Annotated in this window: 21 protein-coding genes and 1 pseudogene; 7 read left to right on the top strand and 15 right to left on the bottom strand. The window is 67.0% G+C overall.

The features are described from left to right. Positions 1-9: 9 nt before the first annotated feature. From Phou_RS11970 to Phou_RS11960, 3 genes are all read right to left on the bottom strand, one after another. On the bottom strand, positions 10-1,119 hold the full coding sequence (locus tag Phou_RS11970) for a hypothetical protein (protein ID WP_173056126.1): 1,110 nt from the start codon (positions 1,117-1,119) through the stop codon (positions 10-12). Between the two features lie 80 nt (positions 1,120-1,199). Beyond that, the gene (locus Phou_RS11965; RefSeq protein ID WP_173056125.1) at positions 1,200-2,039 is read right to left on the bottom strand and encodes a fumarylacetoacetate hydrolase family protein; all 840 of its coding nucleotides are present in this window, start codon (positions 2,037-2,039) and stop codon (positions 1,200-1,202) included. 272 nt (positions 2,040-2,311) lie between these two features. Next, positions 2,312-3,769 (bottom strand): glycoside hydrolase family 3 N-terminal domain-containing protein, encoded by a 1,458-nt coding sequence (locus tag Phou_RS11960; RefSeq protein ID WP_173056124.1) that lies wholly within the window; start codon positions 3,767-3,769, stop codon positions 2,312-2,314. A 123-nt stretch (positions 3,770-3,892) separates the two neighbouring features. On the opposite strand from Phou_RS11960, the gene Phou_RS11955 reads away from it, so the two are divergent. Then, the gene (locus Phou_RS11955; RefSeq protein ID WP_173056123.1) at positions 3,893-5,068 is read left to right on the top strand and encodes an ROK family transcriptional regulator; all 1,176 of its coding nucleotides are present in this window, start codon (positions 3,893-3,895) and stop codon (positions 5,066-5,068) included. Here the strand turns inward: Phou_RS11955 and Phou_RS11950 are convergent. The 5 genes and pseudogenes from Phou_RS11950 to Phou_RS52515 all read right to left on the bottom strand — a co-directional run. Continuing rightward, the gene (locus Phou_RS11950) at positions 5,025-6,959 is read right to left on the bottom strand and encodes a recombinase family protein (protein WP_173056122.1); all 1,935 of its coding nucleotides are present in this window, start codon (positions 6,957-6,959) and stop codon (positions 5,025-5,027) included. The two genes, Phou_RS11955 and Phou_RS11950, sit on opposite strands and share 44 nt — an antisense overlap. Before the next feature lie 519 nt (positions 6,960-7,478). After that, entirely contained in the window at positions 7,479-9,284 is a 1,806-nt protein-coding gene (locus Phou_RS11945; protein ID WP_173056121.1) for an FtsK/SpoIIIE domain-containing protein, read from the bottom strand. A gap of 83 nt (positions 9,285-9,367) precedes the next feature. Further along, positions 9,368-9,634 (bottom strand): hypothetical protein, encoded by a 267-nt coding sequence (locus tag Phou_RS11940; protein ID WP_173056120.1) that lies wholly within the window; start codon positions 9,632-9,634, stop codon positions 9,368-9,370. A gap of 263 nt (positions 9,635-9,897) precedes the next feature. Next, the gene (locus tag Phou_RS11935) at positions 9,898-10,887 is read right to left on the bottom strand and encodes a hypothetical protein (protein ID WP_173052346.1); all 990 of its coding nucleotides are present in this window, start codon (positions 10,885-10,887) and stop codon (positions 9,898-9,900) included. A gap of 499 nt (positions 10,888-11,386) precedes the next feature. Beyond that, positions 11,387-11,464, bottom strand: a pseudogene (locus tag Phou_RS52515) (DUF2637 domain-containing protein); the annotation flags it as partial. Between Phou_RS52515 and Phou_RS52510 the strand changes: the two are divergent. Continuing rightward, positions 11,442-11,711: a hypothetical protein gene (locus tag Phou_RS52510; protein ID WP_246273834.1), complete on the top strand. Its 270-nt coding sequence runs from the start codon at positions 11,442-11,444 to the stop codon at positions 11,709-11,711. The pseudogene Phou_RS52515 and the gene Phou_RS52510 overlap by 23 nt on opposite strands. A gap of 43 nt (positions 11,712-11,754) precedes the next feature. Here the strand turns inward: Phou_RS52510 and Phou_RS11925 are convergent, their stop codons facing one another. Continuing rightward, positions 11,755-12,156: a hypothetical protein gene (locus Phou_RS11925; protein WP_173056119.1), complete on the bottom strand. Its 402-nt coding sequence runs from the start codon at positions 12,154-12,156 to the stop codon at positions 11,755-11,757. A gap of 310 nt (positions 12,157-12,466) precedes the next feature. On the opposite strand from Phou_RS11925, the gene Phou_RS11920 reads away from it, so the two are divergent. Together Phou_RS11920 and Phou_RS11915 are read left to right on the top strand one after the other, a co-directional pair. Next, on the top strand, positions 12,467-13,294 hold the full coding sequence (locus Phou_RS11920; RefSeq protein ID WP_173056118.1) for a GntR family transcriptional regulator: 828 nt from the start codon (positions 12,467-12,469) through the stop codon (positions 13,292-13,294). 13 nt (positions 13,295-13,307) lie between these two features. Continuing rightward, positions 13,308-13,661: an STAS domain-containing protein gene (locus tag Phou_RS11915; RefSeq protein WP_173056117.1), complete on the top strand. Its 354-nt coding sequence runs from the start codon at positions 13,308-13,310 to the stop codon at positions 13,659-13,661. Positions 13,662-13,901: 240 nt separating this feature from the next. On the opposite strand, the gene Phou_RS11910 is transcribed toward Phou_RS11915, so the two are convergent. From Phou_RS11910 to Phou_RS11900, 4 genes are all read right to left on the bottom strand, one after another. Next, positions 13,902-14,222: a hypothetical protein gene (locus Phou_RS11910; protein WP_173056116.1), complete on the bottom strand. Its 321-nt coding sequence runs from the start codon at positions 14,220-14,222 to the stop codon at positions 13,902-13,904. Positions 14,223-14,405: 183 nt separating this feature from the next. Next, entirely contained in the window at positions 14,406-14,537 is a 132-nt protein-coding gene (locus tag Phou_RS54420) for a hypothetical protein (RefSeq protein ID WP_281365024.1), read from the bottom strand. Positions 14,538-14,728: 191 nt separating this feature from the next. Further along, positions 14,729-15,121 carry a hypothetical protein gene (locus Phou_RS11905; protein WP_173056115.1) on the bottom strand — a complete coding sequence of 131 codons (393 nt, stop codon included), beginning with the start codon at positions 15,119-15,121 and terminating at the stop codon, positions 14,729-14,731. Continuing rightward, on the bottom strand, positions 15,114-15,434 hold the full coding sequence (locus tag Phou_RS11900; protein ID WP_218578974.1) for an Lsr2 family DNA-binding protein: 321 nt from the start codon (positions 15,432-15,434) through the stop codon (positions 15,114-15,116). Before Phou_RS11900 ends, Phou_RS11905 begins: the two co-directional genes overlap by 8 nt. Before the next feature lie 275 nt (positions 15,435-15,709). Between Phou_RS11900 and Phou_RS11895 the strand changes: the two genes are divergently transcribed. After that, a complete protein-coding gene (locus Phou_RS11895) occupies positions 15,710-16,063 on the top strand; it encodes a hypothetical protein (RefSeq protein ID WP_173056114.1) in 354 nt (117 codons plus the stop codon). A 294-nt stretch (positions 16,064-16,357) separates the two neighbouring features. On the opposite strand, the gene Phou_RS11890 is transcribed toward Phou_RS11895, so the two are convergent. Then, entirely contained in the window at positions 16,358-16,861 is a 504-nt protein-coding gene (locus Phou_RS11890; protein WP_173056113.1) for a hypothetical protein, read from the bottom strand. 489 nt (positions 16,862-17,350) lie between these two features. Between Phou_RS11890 and Phou_RS11885 the strand changes: the two genes are divergently transcribed. Together Phou_RS11885 and Phou_RS11880 are read left to right on the top strand one after the other, a co-directional pair. Beyond that, complete coding sequence (locus Phou_RS11885) at positions 17,351-18,535, top strand: helix-turn-helix domain-containing protein (protein WP_173056112.1); 1,185 nt, start codon at positions 17,351-17,353, stop codon at positions 18,533-18,535. Further along, positions 18,535-18,720, top strand: a complete 186-nt coding sequence (locus Phou_RS11880; protein ID WP_173056111.1) for a hypothetical protein — start codon at positions 18,535-18,537, stop codon at positions 18,718-18,720. The genes Phou_RS11885 and Phou_RS11880 overlap by 1 nt, the downstream gene beginning before the upstream one ends. A gap of 86 nt (positions 18,721-18,806) precedes the next feature. Here the strand turns inward: Phou_RS11880 and Phou_RS11875 are convergent, their stop codons facing one another. Beyond that, on the bottom strand, positions 18,807-19,979 hold the full coding sequence (locus tag Phou_RS11875; protein ID WP_173056110.1) for an ATP-dependent nuclease: 1,173 nt from the start codon (positions 19,977-19,979) through the stop codon (positions 18,807-18,809). Positions 19,980-20,247: the final 268 nt, after the last annotated feature.

Below are 20,247 nucleotides of genomic sequence, written 5' to 3'. Positions count from 1 at the left end.
CTGTCGATGCTAAGGAGTTGCCGGGGACCAGTGCGTCGGACGGTGACCTTGGCGCGGGCGCGGCCGCTGGCGGCGTCGCGGGGGCGCCTGCTCGCGGGGCACGGGCTCCGCGCTGGGCACGCGGTCGAGCACGGTGTTGGCCTGGCGGTCGACGAGCCTGGTGACGAGCTGCTGGGCGTAGCCGAGCACGAGCGCGTACGCCACGATCTGCTGTGGACTGTCCAGACCGGACAGTCCCGGGAAGAACTCGCCGCCGAGCAGCAGCAACGCGGTCAGCGACACCAGGGCGCCGGCGGGGAGCTTGAGGAGGGCGAGCGCGACGGGCACCCCGTACGGGGTCGAGGTGCCGCGCATGCCGCGGATCGCCACCATCGCGCTGAGCGAGCCGCCCACCAGGCCGAGCAGCTCGACCAGGAAGACGTCCCAGCCGCTGGGGCCGCTCGCGCCGGCCGGGCAGCTCTGCACCTCCGCGCCGCCCGGGGCGATGTTTGTGAAGCAGAGGTTGATCAGGTCGGGCTTGGCCGCGCCGATCCACGCCAGCGCCAGGACGAGCGCGAGCATGAACAGGGTCGAGCCGATGATCAGGTTGCGGAGGCTGCGCACCCGCGCGTACTGCTCGTCCGCGGCCGTGAAGCCCCACTGGAGCGCGGTGCGGTAGGCGGCGCGCTCGACCGCGGCGGGGCGCTCCCGGTCGTCGGGCTTGGGCCAGTCGTCGATCAGCTGCCGGCGGGCTTCGGCGCGGCGCGGGTCAGGCTGGCTGAAGACCTGCTCCAGGAGCGCGATAACGGCGTGCCGCCCCGCGGAGAGGTCCTCCTTGGCGGCCACCGACACCAGCAGCAGCTCCGCGTTGTGCAGGTGCGCCCAGGCGGCGGTGACGTGCGCCCCCGTCCACCAGTCGTACGTGCCGCGAAACCACCGCCGCCGGTCGGCGGCCTCCAGAGCGGACCGGAGATGTCTGTGCACCGACGCGCGCGTGATGCGCCACGCCTCGGTGTCCACTCTGGTCGACTCGAGCTGTGCCTCGATCAGCGCGGCGCGGGCGGCGACGATCTCTCGCCATCCGCCCACCCGCTTGCGGCGGCGGTCGGTCTTTTCCTGGCGCGCGTGAGGTTCGGCCATGCACTCCGGAATCCCATGCTCACGGAGCGCTGTCAACCGCTGTGTCGCCAAGGCGTCGCGCGGTCACCCCACCGGGCAGGTCAAGCCGGCGAGATCAACCGGTGCCGCATGGTGCCCAGACCCTGGATCGTGGTCTCCAGAACGTCGCCGACCGCCAGGTAGCGCGGCGGCTTGCGGCCCATGCCCACGCCCGGCGGCGTGCCGGTGAAGATGAGGTCGCCGGGGAGCAGCGTGCACACGCCGGACAGGTACTCGATCAGCTCGGGGATCGAGAAGACCATCGAGCTCGTGTTGCCGTCCTGCATGACCTCGCCGTTGACGGTGCAGGTCAGCGCCAGGTCGGCCGGGTCGCCGGCCTCGTCGAGCGTGACCAGGTAGGGCCCCACCGGGCCAAAGCCGGGGTACGACTTGGCGAGGCTGAACTGCGGCGGCTGCCCGCGCCGCTGCACCTCTCGCTCGGAGATGTCCTGCCCGACGGCGAGGCCGGCGACGTGGGCCCACGCGTCATCGGCGCGCACGCCGGTGGCGGCCCGGCCGATCACCGCGACGAGCTCGACCTCCCAGTCCACATTGGCGCTGGGCAGCACGATGTCGCCGTACGGCCCGGCGATGGCGGTGACGAACTTCGTGAAGATCATCGGGTACTCGGGCAACGGGTGGCCCGACTCGGCCGCGTGGTCCGCGTAGTTGAGGCCGACCGCGAAGACCTGCCGAGGCCGCGGCGAGATCGCGCCGATCGCCGCCTCGTCGAGCTTGCCGGTCGGCGCGGGGCCCTGCGCCGCCCACGCCGTGAAGTCTTCCCACACCTCGTACGCCGACTGCGGGTCGGGCCCGAACCGGCCCTCGCTCGCCGTAGCCACGTCGACAACCTCGTCGCCCGTCACGATGACGAGGCGCCCGCCCTGATTCGCCAGCCGCATGCGCGCACCCTACTCGACGGTGAAGCCCCAAGTGGATCTAGAGATCGTGCGTTCCAGGATCTGAGCCAGCGGTCGGCTGGAAGAGACGAACCGCGGGCCCGGTCGGGGGACACCGGGCCCGCGGTTCGTTTGTTTCCCCAGGTCATGGTCTCTTGTGTGCCAGCGTTCTCGCTCGCTCACGTGCCGGAAACGCTACGTGCGAGTAAATGGCCTTTCAAGAGGAGAAGGGCGGAAATAGTCCGTTCGGCCGAGGAGCGCTCGACTACGCAGAGTTATGCCAGGCCAAGGGCTTCGGCGGCGGCCCGACCGTTGGCGTGGCTCGCGCCGTACGTGGTGACGAACGCCCGCGCGCCCACCGGCCGCCACTGCGACGGCCAGCCCATCTCGACCACGGTGACCGGGTGTGAGGCGGCCAGCGCCTCGATCAGCGCGCGCGCCTCCGGCACCCGGTGCGCGTGCCGCCCGACGACCACGATCGGCCGGGCACCGGCGCGCGTGAGCAGATCGGCCGCGACCGCGTCGGCGGCCGCCACGCGCACCTGCTCGGTGCCGTTGATGTGCGGGCCGAGCCCCCACGGCACCGGCCCTTCGGCGATCGTCGAGGAAGCGACGAGCTGCACGACCAGCGGCGCGCCGAGCCCGGCCATCCCGTCCAGGCTTCCTTCCACCTGGACGGCGCGCCGCGCGGCCGCGTACCCGAGATCGGTCGTCGTGACCTGGGCCGGTGCGGACCGCGACGCCCACGCGGCGAGCGCGTCGACGCGGGCGGCGGCCTCCTCGACCCGCGCGAGAGGGAGGCGCCCGTCGGAGATGGCGCCCACGATCTCGGCTGCGACGTCCTCGACAAGAGCCGCGTCCACCTGCGCGCCGATGCAGAGCAGGTCGGCGCCGGCGGCGAGCGCGGGAACGGCGGCGCGCGCCGTGCCACCCGCCGCCAGCGCGGCGCCCTTCATCTCCAGCGCGTCGGTGATGACCGCGCCGGTGAAGCCCAGCTCACCGCGGAGCAGGTCGACGAGCGCCGCGCGGCTGAACGTGGCCGGGCCGTCGCCGGTCAGCTCCGGTACCCGGATGTGCGCCGTCATGATCGATCGGGTGCCGGCCTCGACCACCGCGGCGAACGGCGGCAGGTCGCGGCCGCGCAGCACGTCCAGCGGGGCATCCACAGTGGGCAGTTCGAGGTGCGAGTCGGCGACCGTCGCGCCGTGCCCGGGGAAGTGCTTGGCGCACGCGGCCACCCCGGCGTCCTGCAGGCCGGCCACGGCCGCGGCGGCGTGTGCCGCCACCTGCTGGGGGTCGGCGCCGAACGAGCGGGTACCGATGATCGGGTTTTCGGCGGCGGTGTTGACGTCCACGGTGGGCGCGAGGTTGAGGTTGATGCCGAGCGCGGCGAGCTCGCCGCCGATCGCCTCGTACACCCGCTGCGTCAGCGAGGTGTCACCCACCGCGCCGAGAGCGGCGTTTCCGGGATATGGACTCCCGGTCGCGTGGGCCAGGCGGGTGACGTCGCCACCCTCCTCATCGATGGCGATCAGCACGTCGCCGCGGGCCTCGCGCAGGGCGGCGGTGATGGCGGCGACCTGCGTAGGCTCTGCGATGTTGTATCCAAACAGCGTGTAACCGGCCAGCCCGTCACCGACCAGGTCCACCGCCCACTGCGGCGCGCTGGTGCCGGGGAAGGCGGCGAGCAGCGTACGCAGGGCAAGCCGGCGCAGCCCAGGATCGAGCGACATGATGGGAACCCCTTCTGTCCAGCCGGCTGACCGCTGGAGCGGCCCTAGACGATTACGCTACGCCTACCCGGTTAAGTGAGTAAGGTTTAACTGTTAAGTCTCCTAAATACTAGAGGACGGTAGATGGGGTCTCCACGCCTACCCGGTACGCCGCGGCTCCTGCGCGCGCTGAACGATCGCGCCGCCCTGGAGCTCCTGCTCTCGCGCGGGCCCCTCACTCGCGCCCAGCTTGGCGAGCTGACCGGGCTCAGCAAGGTGACCGCGTCCCAGCTGGTGGAACGGCTGGAGGAGCGCGGCCTCGTCACCCGTGTGGGTGAGCAGGCGGGCGGCCGCGGCCCCAACGCCCAGCTGTACGCCGTCACGCCCGGCAGCGCCTACGTCATCGGCGCGGTGGTCGAGGCCGACCGCGTGGTCGCCTCCTGCGCGGACATCACCGGCAACGTGATCGGCCGCGCCGAACTGTCCACCAAGGACACCGACGAGCCGGTAAAGGTCGTGCACAGCGCGGTGGTGCAGGCCGCCGACAGCGCCAACGCCGACCTCGGCGCGGTGCGGCGGGTGGTGCTCGGCACGCCCGGCCTGGTCGACCCGAGCACGGGCGACATCACGTTCGCGTGGAACCTGCCACGCTGGCACCGCGGCCTGCTTGCCGCCCTCCGCGAAGACCTGAGCACGACGGTCGTCTTCGGCAACGACGTCAACCTCGCCGCCGTGGCCGAGGCCCACGAGGGTGCGGCCAAGGGCGTCGACGACTTCGTGCTCATCTGGGCCGGCGGCGGCATGGGCCTCGCGGTCATGCTCGGCGGCCGGCTGCACGAGGGCAGCACCGGCGCGGCCGGCGAGATCGGCTACCTCCCGGTGCCGGGCGCCCCCATCCCACGGGACACGTACCGGCGCTCGAAGGGCGCGTTCCAGCAGGTGGCAGGCGCCGACGCGGTGCGCGCGGTGGCACGCGAGCACGGCTTCCGCGGCTCCAGCGCCGCCGAGGCCGTCAAGGCCGCGATCGCCGCCGGCACCCGCGGTGGCCCACTCCTCGACGAGCTCGCCCGCCGCCTCGCGCTGGGCGTGGCGAGCAGCTGCGTCGTGCTCGACCCACCCCTGGTCGTGCTGGCCGGCGAGGTGGGCCAGGCCGGCGGCACCGCACTGGCCGAGCGCGTCCAGCACGAGGTCGCGGCGATCACGCTGGTCTCACCGCGCGTCGTGGCCACGGAGGTGAGCGGCGACCCGGTCCTGATCGGCGCCCTCCGCACCGCCCTCAACGCCGTCCGCGACGAGGTCTTCGGCTCAACCGTGGGCTGAGGCAGTTTGCCAGCTTCGGGCCGCGTCCGTTGGTCGCGGTCCGAAGCCTTTTTCGTTTTTGAGCTACCGCGATGTCCGTTGTGGTCCGGACCGTTGCTCCGGTGGTTGTCTGTGGATGCTCACGATTCGCTGTGGTGAGTGCGTGTGCCTGGTTGGGGCTGTGTGCGGCGAGGGTGATGGTGATGTGGGCTTGGCCGGGGTTGGGGACAGTGATGGTGAGGTTCAGGGCGTCGTAGAGCCTGCGTTGTAGCTCGGTGGGCATGCCGGCTAGGTGGTGCTGGTCGAGGTGCGGCATGGCGTCGAGCAGGGCGGGATCTTGGGTCGGGTGTTGCGGTTGGGCGGCGTGGAGTTGTGTGAGCTTGGCGGCGGTGTCGATGCGCTGCGTTTCCAGGGCGTTGAAGCGCTCGCGGAGTTTGGTGCGCCATGCCCGGTCGGTGGCGGGGGTTTCTTCTAGCTCGGTGGCGATGCTGTCTTGTCGGGCGGTGATGTCGTCCAGTGCGGCGCGGGTGGCGGTGATCGCCTCGGTGTGTGCCTGCGCCGCTTGTTGTGGTGCGTTGTCGTGTTGAGCGGCTAGGTAGGTGCGCCGCTGTGGGCCGAAGACCCGTTCAGCGATGACGGCCTGTACGGCGGGTAGGAGGATGTCTTCGCGGATGTAGATGGATGGCGGGTGGTCGGGCAGTTTGGGTTTGCCGCGCCCGTCTTTGGGTCCGCGACATCCGTAGTAGGTGCGGTCGGCGCGGGTGGTGCCGACCATGCGGTGGCCGCAGTCGTGTCGGACGTAGCCGCGTAGTGCGTAGGTGTGGATGGTGTCGGGGTGGGAGTTGGGTTCGTGGTCGGCGCGGTGGCCGCGTTGTTCGTCGCTGATTTGTGCGGCGGTGTGGTAGTCGGCCAGTGACACGAGGGGTTCGTGGGTGGGCTGCGGTGACCATACCCATTGATCGATGCGGTTGTTCCGGTGGCGTCGTTTGCGGTGGACGGTTGCTCCAGTGCGGGTGGTGGTGCGGTTCCAGACCATGTATCCGGTGTACTTCGGATTCTTGAGAATGTTGCGGACCACCGCCCATGTCCATTCACCCAGCGCGGTTTCCTTCCGGGCGGGGGTGGGCGCCGGGTAGCGGATGAGATCTTCGTTGAGCCGAGAGGCAATCTGCCGGTAGTTCAAGCGTTCTTCGATCCGCCACCGGAACATTTGGGTGACGACTGGTCCCCGTTTGGGGTCCTTGATGAGTACGGACTTGTTCTTTCCGCCCTCCTGCACCGTCTTGCTGCGGTATCCGTAGGGGGCGCGTCCGATGTTGTACCCGGATTCGGTGTGCGTCTTCAACCCGTCCCACGCGAGTTCGAAGGTGTTGATGGCGGTCCACTCGCCAACGGCTTGTTTGATCCGCCGGACCAAGACTTTCGCCGCGCGTTTGCCGTCTGGGTCGATCGGTTCGTCGGAGGCGAACAGTTCGATTCCGTGTTTGGCGAGTTCGTACTCGACTTTGGTGTTGAAGTAGGTGTAGCGGGCCAGCCGTTCGGTGTTCTCACAGATAACGGCCGCGAACCGGGCGGCAGGGCTTTTCGCTTCCGCCAGAAGGTCGGGTAGGCCACCGTCGCGTTCCACGGGCAGGTCCAGGCCGAGGTGCCCGGTGCCACCGCCGCGTTCCTCTAGCTCCATGCGGCCGGACTCGACGTCGATGAACCAGCCGACGATATACCAGCCTGCCGGGAGTGCACGGGTGCAGTTGCCGACCTGCCGCAGCACCGACGCGCGGGGGTTCTGTAGATCTTCGGTGGACACCCGCAGCAGCCCAGCCAGGGGTACCCGGTCGGCGAGGGACGCGCGGGTGATCGCCGACCACGGCGACGCCGGACCGGGTCCACCCGGGCCGGGCAGGACGGCGCTCACGGCCGCTCCCGTTGGGGCTGGGGGCGGGGGCGGGTGGGTGATGGGCGGTGACCCATTCCAAAACCTCCTTGATGATCTGCCATTGCCGGTAAGCGAAATCTTCGCCGGTCACGTACTCGATTTGCACGCTCACGGCTAGCGTTCGTCGTTGACGGCGGGGATTCGTTGGCGCGTCCCCGGTCGGCTTTTCGGGTGCTGCTACGGCGGGTGACGCGTCGCCATCATACCTATGAATGGCATCAGTGTCCTGCCCTATCGGGGCTGTTTCGGTGTTGTCGGTCGGGTGATTGTGCGCAGTCTGAATACTCGCTCACCTCCTGGAATCGTCGTTTCAGGGTCCTTCCCGGTGCGGTTTTGGTGGGGAGGGTCAGGGGAGGGCCTGCCATTGCTGCCCTCTCCTGACCCGCCCGCGGGTGTTACTGCGTGTGATTGTGTCGCTGTGTCGTCCGGGCCGTTGTGTCACTGCCTATAACGGGTGCAGGCGCGTGAGGCGGGTGGCACAGCGGCACAGCGGCACAGTTACCCAGGGTCAGTTTCGGTGGGTGGTGGTGGGGTGCGCCAGTGTCCCCAGGAGACCTGTTCCGCGTGTCCGGTGCTGGTGAACTGTTGGAGTCGCCGGTAAACCCAGCGGCGCGGCTTGCCGGTTGTTTGGGCGAGTTCCGGCACGGTGATTCCTTGCTCTGGCGCGTTTCGTAGCGCGTCGAGTAGGAGACGTTCCGGTGTGGGTGGCCGTTCGATAACCGCGACGCGGTTCCCGTTTGGCGGGTGCCCGTCGGATTCCGGCACCGGTTCGTCAGTGTTTGTGTCGGGTGTGTCGGTGTCTATTTCGTCGTCTGGTTCATCGGTGTGGCTGGGCCCGGGGTGCGGGGTGTAGGTGCCGTGTTCGTCCACTACCCGGACGATGTCGGTGACGGTGATGTAGTAGCCGCGCGCTGGGCGGGGTGTTCGGAATTGCGGTTCGCGGGCGGAGACGTAGAACTTGCCGGGTAGGTCGAGTTTGTGGGCGTGCCATCCGGCGCTGAGCATCCCGTCACCGAGGATGAGGGTGACATCCCGTCGTTCCCGCACGCGCAGGCAGATCCGGATGTCCATCTGCGACCGGACAGCGTTGTTCGTCATCGCTTTCTGCGTCGGGCGTTGGGTCGCGACGATGAGGTTGACCGCGACCGCGCGGCCGAGTCGGGCGATCGTGTCGGCATGCTGGTGTGCCGCCTCGGGCAGTTCCACGTACTCATCGATGATGATGACGAGGGCGGGCCGGTCCGCGGTGGGCTCCCACACCCGTTCGCCGCGTGCGACCTGCTCCGCTTCCCGGAGCTTGATCTCATCTACAGCGGCGGCCAGGAACGCCACTGCTTTTTCCGGGGTCGCGGCGAACCGGGGCATGACCGGCGCCCACGGCGCTAGCTCCATGCCGCCTTTGAGGTCGATCCCCCAGATAGCCACGTCCGGGCATTGGGCCAGGTAGCCGAGGATCACGTTGAGCAGCCCCGATTTGCCGCTGTCGGTGACTCCGCCGATGAGGGCGTTTCGGCGCAGGAAGCGAACCGCGACGGTGGTGCCGTCATCGAACAGGCCGAGTGGGATCGGCTTGTGGATGGAGGCTGTTCCGGCCGCCGGTCGCGGATAGGGGATCGGGACCGCGTGCGGGTCACTGTCCAAGACCCGCAGATACGCCCGGTCCGCGCGGCGCGGGTCCGGTTCGGCCCGGACTGTGCCCGGCGCCGCACCCAACCCCGACTCGACGGCCGGGACCGCCGCGACGACCTCACCAGCGGTCCGCCCGCGCGGCAACGCGATCCGGGCGGTCCACCCCCAGGCGTCCACCACGGCGGACACCGCACGGGTGCCGGCCAGCCCGGCCGCATCGGCCACGTCCGGCCAGGTTTCCAGGACCCGTTCGACCCGCACCTTGGCCCGACGTCGGCGGTGGGTCCACCACGGCACCGCGCACAACACGGTGCCCGCTAGGGCCAGCCAGGGCAGCGGCGCAGCGTCGATTCCGGCGTGGGTGGCTGCCGCCACCCACCCGCCCCCGATCGCGACGCACAGCGCGATGTAGGCGCGTTCGATGCCCCGGGAAAGCCACGGCCACGGCAGGCGCCGCCACCGCGCGGGGAAAGCGGCTAGCACGGCTACCGCCGCGATGGTGCCGGCCGCGATGAACGGCCACACTTTCGGGGTGTTGCTGTGTGTCCACTGTGCACACCACGCCACCACGCCGGCGACCGCGAGGGGGGCGAGTTCGGAGCGGTAGCGCCAGGCCGCCCCGGCAAGGCTGCCGATGATCGTGCCGATCGCGCCGATCACCGCGCCGACCACCATCCCGGTGATGGTGCGTTCGTAGCCGTACGGCCAGAAGTAGGGGTCGTGCCGGTAGTAGCCCCACCGGCGCCGGTAGCGGGCCATCACCGTCCACCCCCGCCCCTACGGCTGTCGCTGTCGGTGTTGAGGGGGTGTCCGGGTGGGGTCGGGGGTAGCTCGTCTTCGATGAACCACCACGGGTCAGGTTCGCCGTCATGGCGGGCCGTCAACGCGGCCTGGCACGCGGCGACCAGGTTCGCGTACGCCTGCTGTACCCGGGCAAGCTCGCGGCGGAGCTGGCCGAGTTGGGCGCCGAGCGCGGCGGTTGCCGCGTCCGGGGTGGGGAAGGGGTTGAATTCGCGTTCGTGCACCTCGCTGTCGTCGTGTGGTTTGTTTTCAGGGTTGGGCAACGAAGGATCACCTCCAAAGCGAACAGCCAACAGGGGAAAGTGCCGTTGTGGGCGGGCCACTGGGGACAAGCGGCACGCAAGGACGGCGGGTAGGGTCGGGTAAGGCAGCCCTGTCCCTTGAGGAAACAGGGGATGTTCACACCGGGACTGCCGAAGTGGTGGGCGCGGGTTGTCACGGGCGGTCGATGGCGACCCGCGCCCATCACGACAACATGGGTGTCGGCTTACTGGGGTGTGAAGGTCGCCGTTATCGGGTTGGTGATGTCGATGCGGCAGACTTTCCAGCCGCCCAGCGTGACCGGCTCGAAGTGGACGGTCCAGTTTTCCTGTGCGTGTGGGGCGCGCATCTGGTGGGGTCGGTCCGCGCCGATGGTGGACACGTTCTCGACGTTCAGGGTGTATTGGATTGTTGCGGTCGCCCCGTCGATGGTTTCCGGGTACGGGGGTGCAATGGGTTGGTGGTCGACGGTGGTGGCCTCTTGCGCCCAGTCGAGGGTGAAAGACACTTGGTATTCGCGGTTCCATTGCCACCATTTGCTGAACGCCTGCCGGGGTTGCTCCCCGCACAGCGTGTCGGCGAAACCTGGTTGGTCGTAGGCTCCGGCGAAGAAGTCGGCGTCCGGGCCGGTCGGGCAGTTCGCCGCAATGGTGTTGGTCCCGTCCGTGTAGAAGGGGTGCCGGGTCAGGCAGGACGTGGCGGTAAGGGCGGTGAACGCCGCCCATGGCGTGGACTGGCCGCGTAGCCCGAACCCGTTCGTACGCTGCCAGGACAGCGACAGCAGCCCGGCCGTGTTGACCGCGACCAGCAACCCCAGCGCGGACAGGTAGACCACCGCCCGCCGCGCCACCGCAGGGTTACGCAGGAACCACACCGTCAACCAGGCGACGGCCGACAGGGTGGCGTAGATCCAGAGCAGGTACAGCGCGGTCCAGGTGGCCGACCACCACGCCACCGCCCCGACATACACCACCACGTGCGGGACCTGGGTCAACACCACAGCCTTACGGCCGGGCCGCACCCGCCACGCCCACCAGGAACACCCGACATGCCCCGCTACCACGGCCAGCACGACCAGCAGCCACACCGCCATCGCGCCCAGACCGGCACCGGCGGACAGGCCGGGCAGCAGCCCGATCCGGCTGCCCGCCCAGTACGCCGCCCCGGCACCGACCACACACGCGCCGCCGACACCGAGCAGGCAACCTAGCAACACCCCGCCCGCGATGTTCGCACCCGGCCGCGTTGCCGGTACGGTTGTCCCCCGTGGACCCATACGGATCAACGTACGTCGCTTTCCTGGACGTCGATGGGGGCGGGTCCATCGTGGCGATGAGGTCACGGGTGGGTGTGGCCCGAACTGGTGGGTCCGGTACCGCAGGCGGTACCCGCAGCAGCCCGGCATCGCGCAGCAGCCGCCGCGCCCGGTCCGGGCCGGTACCCAGCGCCTTGGCGGCCCGGCGTACCGGTACGGTCCCGTCCCGGTCACGCTTGACGCGTTTGAGGACGTCAACAAGGTCAGCGTCGGTACGCTGAGGGGATCTCGTCCCGCCACGCCGGGGGGCGGCCAGCCCGGTGGGTGCGGGGGCGGTCCGGACACGCCTGCGCTCGGGGGAGCCCGCAGACCCGGACCGGGTGGCTACCGGAGCACGGTGCTCGCGGGTACCCCTTGCCGCGAGCAGTGCCCCGGTGGCCATCACCATCAACCCGTCCACCGCAAGCGGTCCAAGGGTCGCCGTAACCGGGTCTTCGCCGTAGAAGCGCAGCAGCTTGGACAGGTGCCGGTACGACACCACGGCGGCGATCACCGCGACCGGCAGCAGCCCAGCCGCGCGTAGCAGCCACCACCGCCAACCCGCAGGCCACAAGATCCGCGCGAACAGCTCGACCGCGACCAGCAGCAGCACCGGCCAGCACACCGCCGACACCACACCCCCGACCGGCGGACTCCAACCGGCCGTCGCGTCGGGCGGTGGGATGAACGTCGCGGCCACGTTCGCCGCGACCGACACGCATCCGCCGAGCGCCACGCCCGCGTAGGCCCAGCCCCGCCCCGACCGGGACGTACCGGTTTCCGGTCCGGTCACGGCTGCTCCGGACCGGGCTCATCGCCACCGTGCAGGGCGGTGATCGCGTCGACCGGCTCCAGGCAGTGCACCCGAACCGGCGCGTTCCGCCACTGGCCGTAGACGTTGGTCAGCTGACACAGCGTCCCGCCCGACACGTAGGACTGGCTCGACCACGGCCACCGCCGCAGCCCCAACACCTGCGACCACGCCGACAGGTCGGTATGGCTGGACACCTCCACATCCAGCTTGGCGCCACGAGTCACGTCCACCCGGACCGGTTCGGGCAGCCCCTGCATGATCACGTCCGCGGTGCACATCAGCAGCACCGCCACCGACGGCGGGACCGGCACCACTGCCTGATCCTCGTTGCCGTCGTGTCCGTTGTCGTGCTGGTTGGGTTCGTTCACCTCCGTCAACCGCTCACCTCCTCGTTCCTGCCCTTCCGGCGCGTCCACCGGGCACGCGCCCGGCACTTCACACACCGCTTGCCCGGCTCGGCCACCGCGCCGCACCCGCAACGCGGTCCCGGTAACGCCAGCCCACCCGGACGGTCGTTGATCAAGAGCCGATCACCTCCACAACTCAATGCTTGAAGCTTGTACCTTGACCAAGGTAGGTTGAAGCTTGTAGCTTGCCAAGAGGGATTCGCGTTGGTGCCGGTGCACCAACCAGGCGCGACCCGATCGATCAATGAATTGAGCTGGGCGAATGCCCCGAGGAGTGACGATGGTCACACCACCGATGAAGACGCAGCTTCAGACCCTGCCGCTCTGGCGCCAGGTCGCCGACCGCCTGCGCGAACAGATCCTGTCCGGCGCCTACCCGGCGGGCCAGCCGCTACCGCCCGAGCGGAGGTTGGCCGACGAGTACGGCGTCTCCGTCACCGTGATCCGGCAAGCGGTCAAGACCCTTGTCACAGAAGGACTTGTGACCGTGCGCCGCCCCTACGGCACCGTGGTACGGGACCCGCACGCCCGCCCATCCGCCGAACCACGCGGGTTGTCCATCGTGGACGGGACAGTCACCGAGCCCGGCGCAGACCAGTGGGCGATGATCGACGGGCCGACGTTCACCCGCGCGGACGCCTCCGCCTGGCACGCGGACGTGTTCGGCATCGCGGCCGCAGAGCCGATGCTCACCCGGGACACCCTGCACCATCGGGCGGACGGGGCACGCCGGTCGGTGCGGCTGATCATGCCGTTCCGGGTCGCCGCAGACCTGACAACCCCGTGGCTGGACGACCCCCACCTACCGCCCGCGACGGACGTCTACACCTGGCTCCACGACAACGGCCACCGGCTGTCGTTCACCGAACAGGTACGGGCGCGCATGCCGGTCGGCGACGAAACCAGCGCGCTACGGATGCGACCGGAAACCCCGCTGCTGACCATCACCCGCACCGCATCCACCGGCGGCCGGGCACTGACCGTGGAAGAGATCCGGGTCCCGGCCGACCAGACCGAACCCGCATACCCGCTCCCGGTCAGCACACCCCGCCGCACCAACCGGGCTGCCGGTACCACCCGCCAGGACAAAGCATCCACGACCGGCTAGCCTGTCCCCCGAGATGGAAAAGTACGCCCCGTTCTCTTGGCATGTGCAGGCCCGCCCGGACGCCGCCTATCTGATCGTGTCCGGCGACCTGGACTACACCACCCGGGACGCCTTCCGCACCGCCGTCGACGCCGCCCTGACCGCCCGTCCCGGCCGTGTCGTCCTGGACCTGACCGGCGTGGGCTTCGTGTCCTCCGAGGGCGTCAGCGCGCTCCTGAACGCCACCCGGCAGGCCGCGCACACCGGAACCACCCTGGCCATCACCGCCACGCCGCGGCTGGTGCGCCGCCTCGACCTGTTCGGCGTCACCACCGCCCTGCACCTGCTCCCGGAAACCGGCCACGGGGACCACCACCCGGGCATCTGAGCTCACCGGTTTCGGCGCTGCCCGCCCCGGCCCGTGACCCGCACCAACCGTGCACCTTCGGCCGTGGTGTCAATGCCGGAACGTCGATGGACCACCGCCGCGTCGCGGACGCACACTGGACGGTGGGGGTGCGGGTGCCACGTCCACAGTGCGTGCCGGGGCCAAACACCCGCGCCCGCCGCCCGTCTTTGGCCCGCACCGGCTGTCCCCCGTCTTGCCTGGTGCGGGCCAAAGCGCAGGCTAGGCCGCGTCCGCCCGACGCCGCCTCGATGGCGTGGCCACCCTCGCCTGCTCCAGCAATCCTGCCAGCAGCCGCGCAACCTCGGGACTGACCCAGCCCAGCTCGACCACCCCGACGCCGCCGGCCGACACCTGCGCGTGGACGCGCATGCGGTCCCCGATGCCCCACGCGGCCAGCTCCGCCCGCAGCAGCTCCGCCGCCGCTTCCGCGTCGGCCCAGCCACGCACGTACGGCACCCCGGCCACCAACGCCACCCCGGACGCCTCCGGATCGCTTCCCCCGTCGTCATCGACCACCCGCAGCACAACCCTCCCCAACATCAGCGTGTATCCCCGGGGTGTACGCGGTTGGTCGAACATGGACAACCACAACTGCCCCGGTACCATCGGCACCGGGGTTACGGCCCCAAGCCGGACCACCCTCGCTCTTGCCAGGGTCAGGGGTGGTCCGGCCCAGCTCTTTTCGCCCCCTCCCGTAGGAGGGGGAAATGTGGCTAGCTACTCCTATTCGCGGATCGTCTGGTTTCCGTCCGTCTGCACGACCGATCCGTCCTTGCTGGTCTGGGTACGGCCGGACGTGCCGTCACCGGTCATCGTGTGCGTCTTCCCGGACCCGTCGGTCGCCGACATCGTCACTTTCCCATCTTTGTCTCGACGCATTTCAGCGTTCGCCATCGCGGGATCGCCTCTCTTCTTCCGATGAAAATGGGTCTGCCCTGCGTTGGTGCGAACCTCTATCGCCCGGCAACGGCGCACATAGGCATCACCGAAAGCCGTTACAGGTTTCCACCCAAAGGCTTCAGTTGCCTGGCGGGACGGGCCGGCGTTCAGGCGTTGGTGATCTCGTTGTCTTTGATGTTGTCGAGGATCAGGCTGCCGAATCGCACTTGGTGCCCGTCGCCGTTCTTGTTGATGACCGTTCCGCGGTCCCCTTTCCACGCCGCGCCGTTGGACCGCTGGATGGTTCCGGCGGTCACGATCACCTCGTCACCCACATCAGGCACGAAGCCAGCCTCCCCTTTTCTCGCATCCGTCAGGTCCCGCAACTCGGCGGCGGTGTAAATCGGTGGCGGCACGGGCATGTCCCATCCCGGATGGTTCTCTCGCACGATCCGGCGTAGCTGGACCTCCGCATCGTCCGAGTTCGCAACCGGGTACGCTTTCGCGCCCGGATCCCGCCGTTCGTGCAACTGCCGTGCTATCCGGTCATCGTCATCCAACAGCCACCCCTTTTCTCTTTTCGGATGTCCGCAGTTCCGTTTCGGCCATGGGCGGATCCGTCGCTGTGGTCGCCGTGGTGGCGTCCGCCTCCGTCGTCGTGGTGGCTCTGGTGTACGCGTTGATGACCTCTTGCGCGATCCGGCCGCGTTCGTTGACGTGCACACCGTTAGCGGCGGCCCACGCCCTGATCTGCGCTGCCGGTACCGTCTGGCCGGCTGCCTTGCGCTGCTGGTGCAGCCGTTGCCGTTTACGGGCGCCGAAGGTCCGGGACATGATGTTGCGGTTGTTGTCTCTGCGGCGTCGCTGGTCCACCCCCACACACCGGACGGCTTCTCGTGCTGGTGCCACCACCACAAAAACATCTCCCGGCCCTGGTACACGTACTGCTTGACCGAGTTGTACGCCAAATCCAAAGCCTGGGCGGCTCCGTCGTACGTGTCGTGTTCGGCCAACGCCAACAGAGCCCGCTGATACTTCGGTTCTAACAACGGCCAAATCTGTCTTAGCGCCATCACGTCCACCACCGGATCCTCCGGCGACCGGGTAGGCGACGCGGTGGAGGTCCAATACACGTTGTATTTGAGTAGGTGATCGCCGGTTTCGTAGCCGTCACGGTTAATCGCGATACCGTGCAACGTGCCCAAGTCTCGAAGGTGCTGCGTGATCGCCCGTTGGCCAATCCGCAACAGATTGCATGGATGACCGTTCTCCCGCACGTCCTCATGATCCGGGCACATATACAAATGCTCCAGAATCGCGAAACGGGCAAGGTCGACTTTCTCCAGATACGGCGGATATCCCCACCTCGATCCACGCGCGGACCAACTGGCCGTTCTATTCAGCCGCTCGACTGTGAAACCGTGCGGCAACACCTCGCCAAGGCCGTGTCGCTTGCCCCCGGCCCTCACCGCGTCACCCTCCGACCGGCACGCATTCTCTGACCGATCCTCCAAGAGTTCAACCTTCGGCATTCGTTGTGTCCAGGTGCCAAGCGCCGGGAAGGACAGGATCAGAAAGGATCCACCGGACCACCGCTGATCATCTCCCTCTCAAACCCGGTCCTTCCCGACGCCCCTATCCCCGAAAAGGGTGTAAACGACAATCGCCCGCAACCAACACAGACGCAGATTTCCAAAGAAACCTCGAAGGACTTGGCCCGCCCTCCGCGCCTCCCTTTTAGGGACGTATCCCGCCGACCCCTCGGACGACGGGAGCCCAAACAAAAGACGGACCCGTCAGCTACCCGGATCGGTGCCCGACTGCTGCGCGGGCATCACCACCACCTGCGGCGGCGGTGGCCCGTCCGCGACCCACCCGACGAACCGATCCCGTAACTGCCGCTCCGACAACCCCGACAACTCCGGGCCGGCCAACGCCATCCACCGGCCCATCCGCTCCGCAACCTTCACCGACCGGCCACGCGCCGTCGCCCACAGCCGCCGCTTGTAAACCGCGCACGGCCACGGCGTTCCGTCATCCGTACACCACCACGCCGGCCGCACCGGAAGGTGCAAATCCGGTGTCTCCAACCGCGCCGCATCAGTCACGACACACCCCGCACACCCGACCGGCCCACCAGACTTGACCGCGACCGCCCAAAACGGCGCGGCAGCCTCCACCCGCCGCAACCGATCAGCCACATCCCGATCCACACCAAACGCGTGATGATCACCAATCAGCGAGTTATACACACCAGCCGGCATCGGCTCCTCCGGCCACAACGACACCTCACCCGCCATGACCCACCACCACACCCCGCACCGCCCACAACCCCGAACCAGGCACCGCCACCCGCCGCGCGTTCACCAACTCCGGCCGCGACAACCCCGGCACCCGCCTTGGCAACCGCCACGACCGCGACCACACCGCCATCGCCGTCTCCCGCCGAAAACACGGCCCCGGCACACCACACACCCGACAACACCCCGACACCGACGACGTCACATGCTCGTCCAACACCTCCTGCGCAATCTGGAGCTGCTGACCCTCAGACGCATACAACGTCACCGACCGGGACCCGCAGGTCGGAGGTCGTTCGCTCGTCATCGTGTGGTCCCTCCCGTGGCCGGTTGACCCGTGCGTGGATGAAACGGCGCTGCCCGGGGATACTCGTTGCAGCGCACCGGGCGGCGTGCTCCTAGAGTCACCCTGTGACACGAGGGTCGGAAGGGCTAGGCAGTCCGATGCGAGTCCGGATCTTGGCGCGTAGCGGCAGGAGGTAATGGCGAGTGGACGATACTTTTCGTGGGACGCTGCGACACCTAATGCAGGCTCGCGGATACAACATTCGCAAACTAGCTGCTGCTATCTACTTCTCCCGCAGCCAGGTTGGCGAGGTGCTTACAGGCCAAGCGCGTCCCAGTCCAAAATTTGCAGCGGCAGTCGATAGAGAGTTCCAAACCAAAGGTGTACTTGCCGCGCTTGCACAAGCGGAACGGGATGGCGATATCATGAAGCGCAGGGCGCTAGTTTCCCAGCTTGGCGCAGTTGCCGGCCTGGGAGTTGCATCGGGCGAAACAGTAGCTGAACTTATTCGCGAGGAGCTATTGCGATCGGCGGCGGAATTCGCCGATGACGACTGGCAACGGCGCGTGTCTGACTACAGTCGCGAAATCATCAGCACGCCGTCTGGCGATTTAAAGCATAGGCTCGTTATCGACTTGATTGAGCTGAACAGGAGAATCAAGGCAGGCGGCGGTAGCGACCTAGTACGCGCGGCCTCTCATCTCGCGCTACTCAAAGGCCAGTGTGTTTCCGATGAGCTAGGAGACGGAGGGTCGCCCTGGTACTCGGCCGCAATCGATCTAGCTCGCAGATCCGGAGACAAGAAACTCGAAATCTTCATGCATGCACGAAGTGCCACGCGAATGATCTGGGAGGACGCTTCCCCGCGAGATGTGATCCGCTTGGCCGACAAAGGTTTGAGCCTCGGAGGCGATCCATGTATAGGCATCGTAGAATGTCATGTCGCCAAGGCCGTAACCTTTGCTCGAATGGGTGACCCACGCGGCATTCACGAATACGAGACCGCCCTCGATCTCGCGGCAACGGTCCCCTACGATTCGGAGAGCACCTTCGATGCTCAAACCAGGGTCCTACACGCGGGCACTTACGTCATTTCCCGCCTGGGAAGCCTAGCGAGAAACGAAGCCACGTGGGCAATGGTCAACGAGCTTAACGTGCCTCGAATTTGGCATAGCCTTTCTCGATCCGAGACGGCATACGCCTACGTGAAACGCGGGGATCTGGCACACGGGATAGAAACGGCCATCAGCGCAGTCAAAGCGGTCCCTGCCGGCAGTCGTACGAAGATGTTCCAAACGGAAGTCTCGGAGCTTGTCGCCATTATTCCTGACAGGCACAACGGTCGGGATGATCTGCGACAACTAACCGATCTAGTTGGACTTACGTGATGATGGATTGGGAGATCGTTCTACATGCCCTCAACGGCCTGTCGCTAACAGTCTTTGCGCTAGTTGTGACCGTCGGGCCAATCGTTGTTGGCACCTGGTTCTACATGCAGTGGTACGACAACCGCCACTATGACCGGCGTGATGGCGACCTGCCCAACCGGAAAGGCGGACATCCGCAACGGTAGACGCCGACGCGTGCGAGACCCTTCGCCAACGGTGATGGCGAGACTCCTTGCTCTTTCCATTCTTGAGTACGAAGGGGCGCCGACGCTTAGTGGACCTCGCTAATGAGACCCACGTTGGCCCGATGGATGAACTGCACCACTCTATTTACCTGCTTCTTTAGTGCAGCGTCCGCCATGCTGTCAGGCCACAGGTCGACCACATACTTGGCGATCTTCGATTTGTTGGGCGAGTCGACGCTAGAGAGCGGGTTTGCCCACCGCGATGACGGGAGCGGAACAGCCTTGCCTTTACGTGGGTGAACGGCGCGTATCGCCGCCGCAAGGATGTCCGGTGGCACGTAGTTTTCGATGGTGTAGCCGTGGGTGACCCACGCGAGACCATTTTCTTCTGACTTCTCAAACTCTCGAATTACGCGCTTCTTGGTGTCGTTCAATGGTCGTCCGATATAGGTTCTGTCACTGTCGATGAGTATCGCCGTATTTCGATTCAACCTTCTGAGGTTGATGAACTCTTCTACGATTCGGTCATCCGCAGACAGCTCTTTCAAGAGCGAGCCGCCATAGAACATTATGGAGTAATGTATGCCTTCCTCAAGGCCGGGATCGATCTGCCGAACCCAGTGATTTAGATACGTCCTATCGCTTGGCCCTTCTACCCAAATAATTGCGTTGGCTTGAAGCAGATCGGACGGCCGATATCCCAGATCGGCGCATACGTTAGCGACCTCGGCCGGGGTGGTGGCGGGGGCTATTTGGGTGCCGCTTGAGGAGAGCGTTAAATGAAAGATGTTGGCTCGCTCGTGGTCCAGCATCTGAGCGGAGTGCGTGGCAATCACGTATTGATTCGAGGTGTTCTCGGCGAGATACTTCAAGAGCCTTCGCTGTAAGATTGGATGAAGATTGACCTCCGGCTCCTCTATGCATACGAGGGTGTTCTCGTATGTGGTGGCTAGTGCGGCGATGATGATTACCTGATGTACTCCTGTACCCTGGTTTTCTAGAGGGAGTACCATATTGTTTCGTGTCCGAACGTTAATAGTGCGCCGACTGCTAGGCACCTCTAATCTCATACCACGCTCGTCAAAGACGCTTGAGACAAACTCATTCAGGGCAAAATACTTCAGTTCTGCCTCAGGCTGCTCAATCGCTTCGGGATTCTGCAACTTATCGATGATATCTATCAAGCCTTGGCCGGTTGGTGGCTCATTCTGTCCGCCCGCAAGCGGAGCTATCTGCCGAAAAGCTTGAATGACCCGCACGGGAGGTATCAATAATTGATCCGCGACTGAACCCAAGACGCGAATGCCGTCGGAATATGTGCCCCTCCAGTCGACCTGTACAAGCCGTTGCTCATGTTCCTGAATAGAGAAGGATAGCTTCCGTCTTCCTCGTAAAGAGACCTAAGCTGGTCGGAATCAGGACCTGTGCCGCTGCCACCTTCGGACTGAAGATACCTTAGCCACATGCCAGATATTCCGGCCGGTGCATGGAATGCCCTAGACCTCAATATACGATCCAGGTGAACCC

This window comes from Phytohabitans houttuyneae, assembly GCF_011764425.1.
GTDB lineage: Bacteria > Actinomycetota > Actinomycetes > Mycobacteriales > Micromonosporaceae > Phytohabitans > Phytohabitans houttuyneae.
The sequence above is the reverse complement of the archived record's forward strand: the minus strand, read 5'-3'. Positions and strand labels throughout refer to the sequence as shown.

Coding starts and splice junctions, on each gene's coding strand:
- Phou_RS11970 (WP_173056126.1), bottom strand. CDS start 1,119: ATGGCCGAACCTCACGCGCGCCAGGAAAAGACCGACCGCCGCCGCAAG.
- Phou_RS11920 (WP_173056118.1), top strand. CDS start 12,467: ATGGTCACACCACCGATGAAGACGCAGCTTCAGACCCTGCCGCTCTGG.
- Phou_RS11965 (WP_173056125.1), bottom strand. CDS start 2,039: ATGCGGCTGGCGAATCAGGGCGGGCGCCTCGTCATCGTGACGGGCGAC.
- Phou_RS11955 (WP_173056123.1), top strand. CDS start 3,893: ATGGGGTCTCCACGCCTACCCGGTACGCCGCGGCTCCTGCGCGCGCTG.
- Phou_RS11890 (WP_173056113.1), bottom strand. CDS start 16,861: ATGGCGGGTGAGGTGTCGTTGTGGCCGGAGGAGCCGATGCCGGCTGGT.
- Phou_RS11960 (WP_173056124.1), bottom strand. CDS start 3,769: ATGTCGCTCGATCCTGGGCTGCGCCGGCTTGCCCTGCGTACGCTGCTC.
- Phou_RS11945 (WP_173056121.1), bottom strand. CDS start 9,284: ATGGTGGTCGGCGCGGTGATCGGCGCGATCGGCACGATCATCGGCAGC.
- Phou_RS11910 (WP_173056116.1), bottom strand. CDS start 14,222: ATGTTGGGGAGGGTTGTGCTGCGGGTGGTCGATGACGACGGGGGAAGC.
- Phou_RS11880 (WP_173056111.1), top strand. CDS start 18,535: ATGATGGATTGGGAGATCGTTCTACATGCCCTCAACGGCCTGTCGCTA.
- Phou_RS11915 (WP_173056117.1), top strand. CDS start 13,308: ATGGAAAAGTACGCCCCGTTCTCTTGGCATGTGCAGGCCCGCCCGGAC.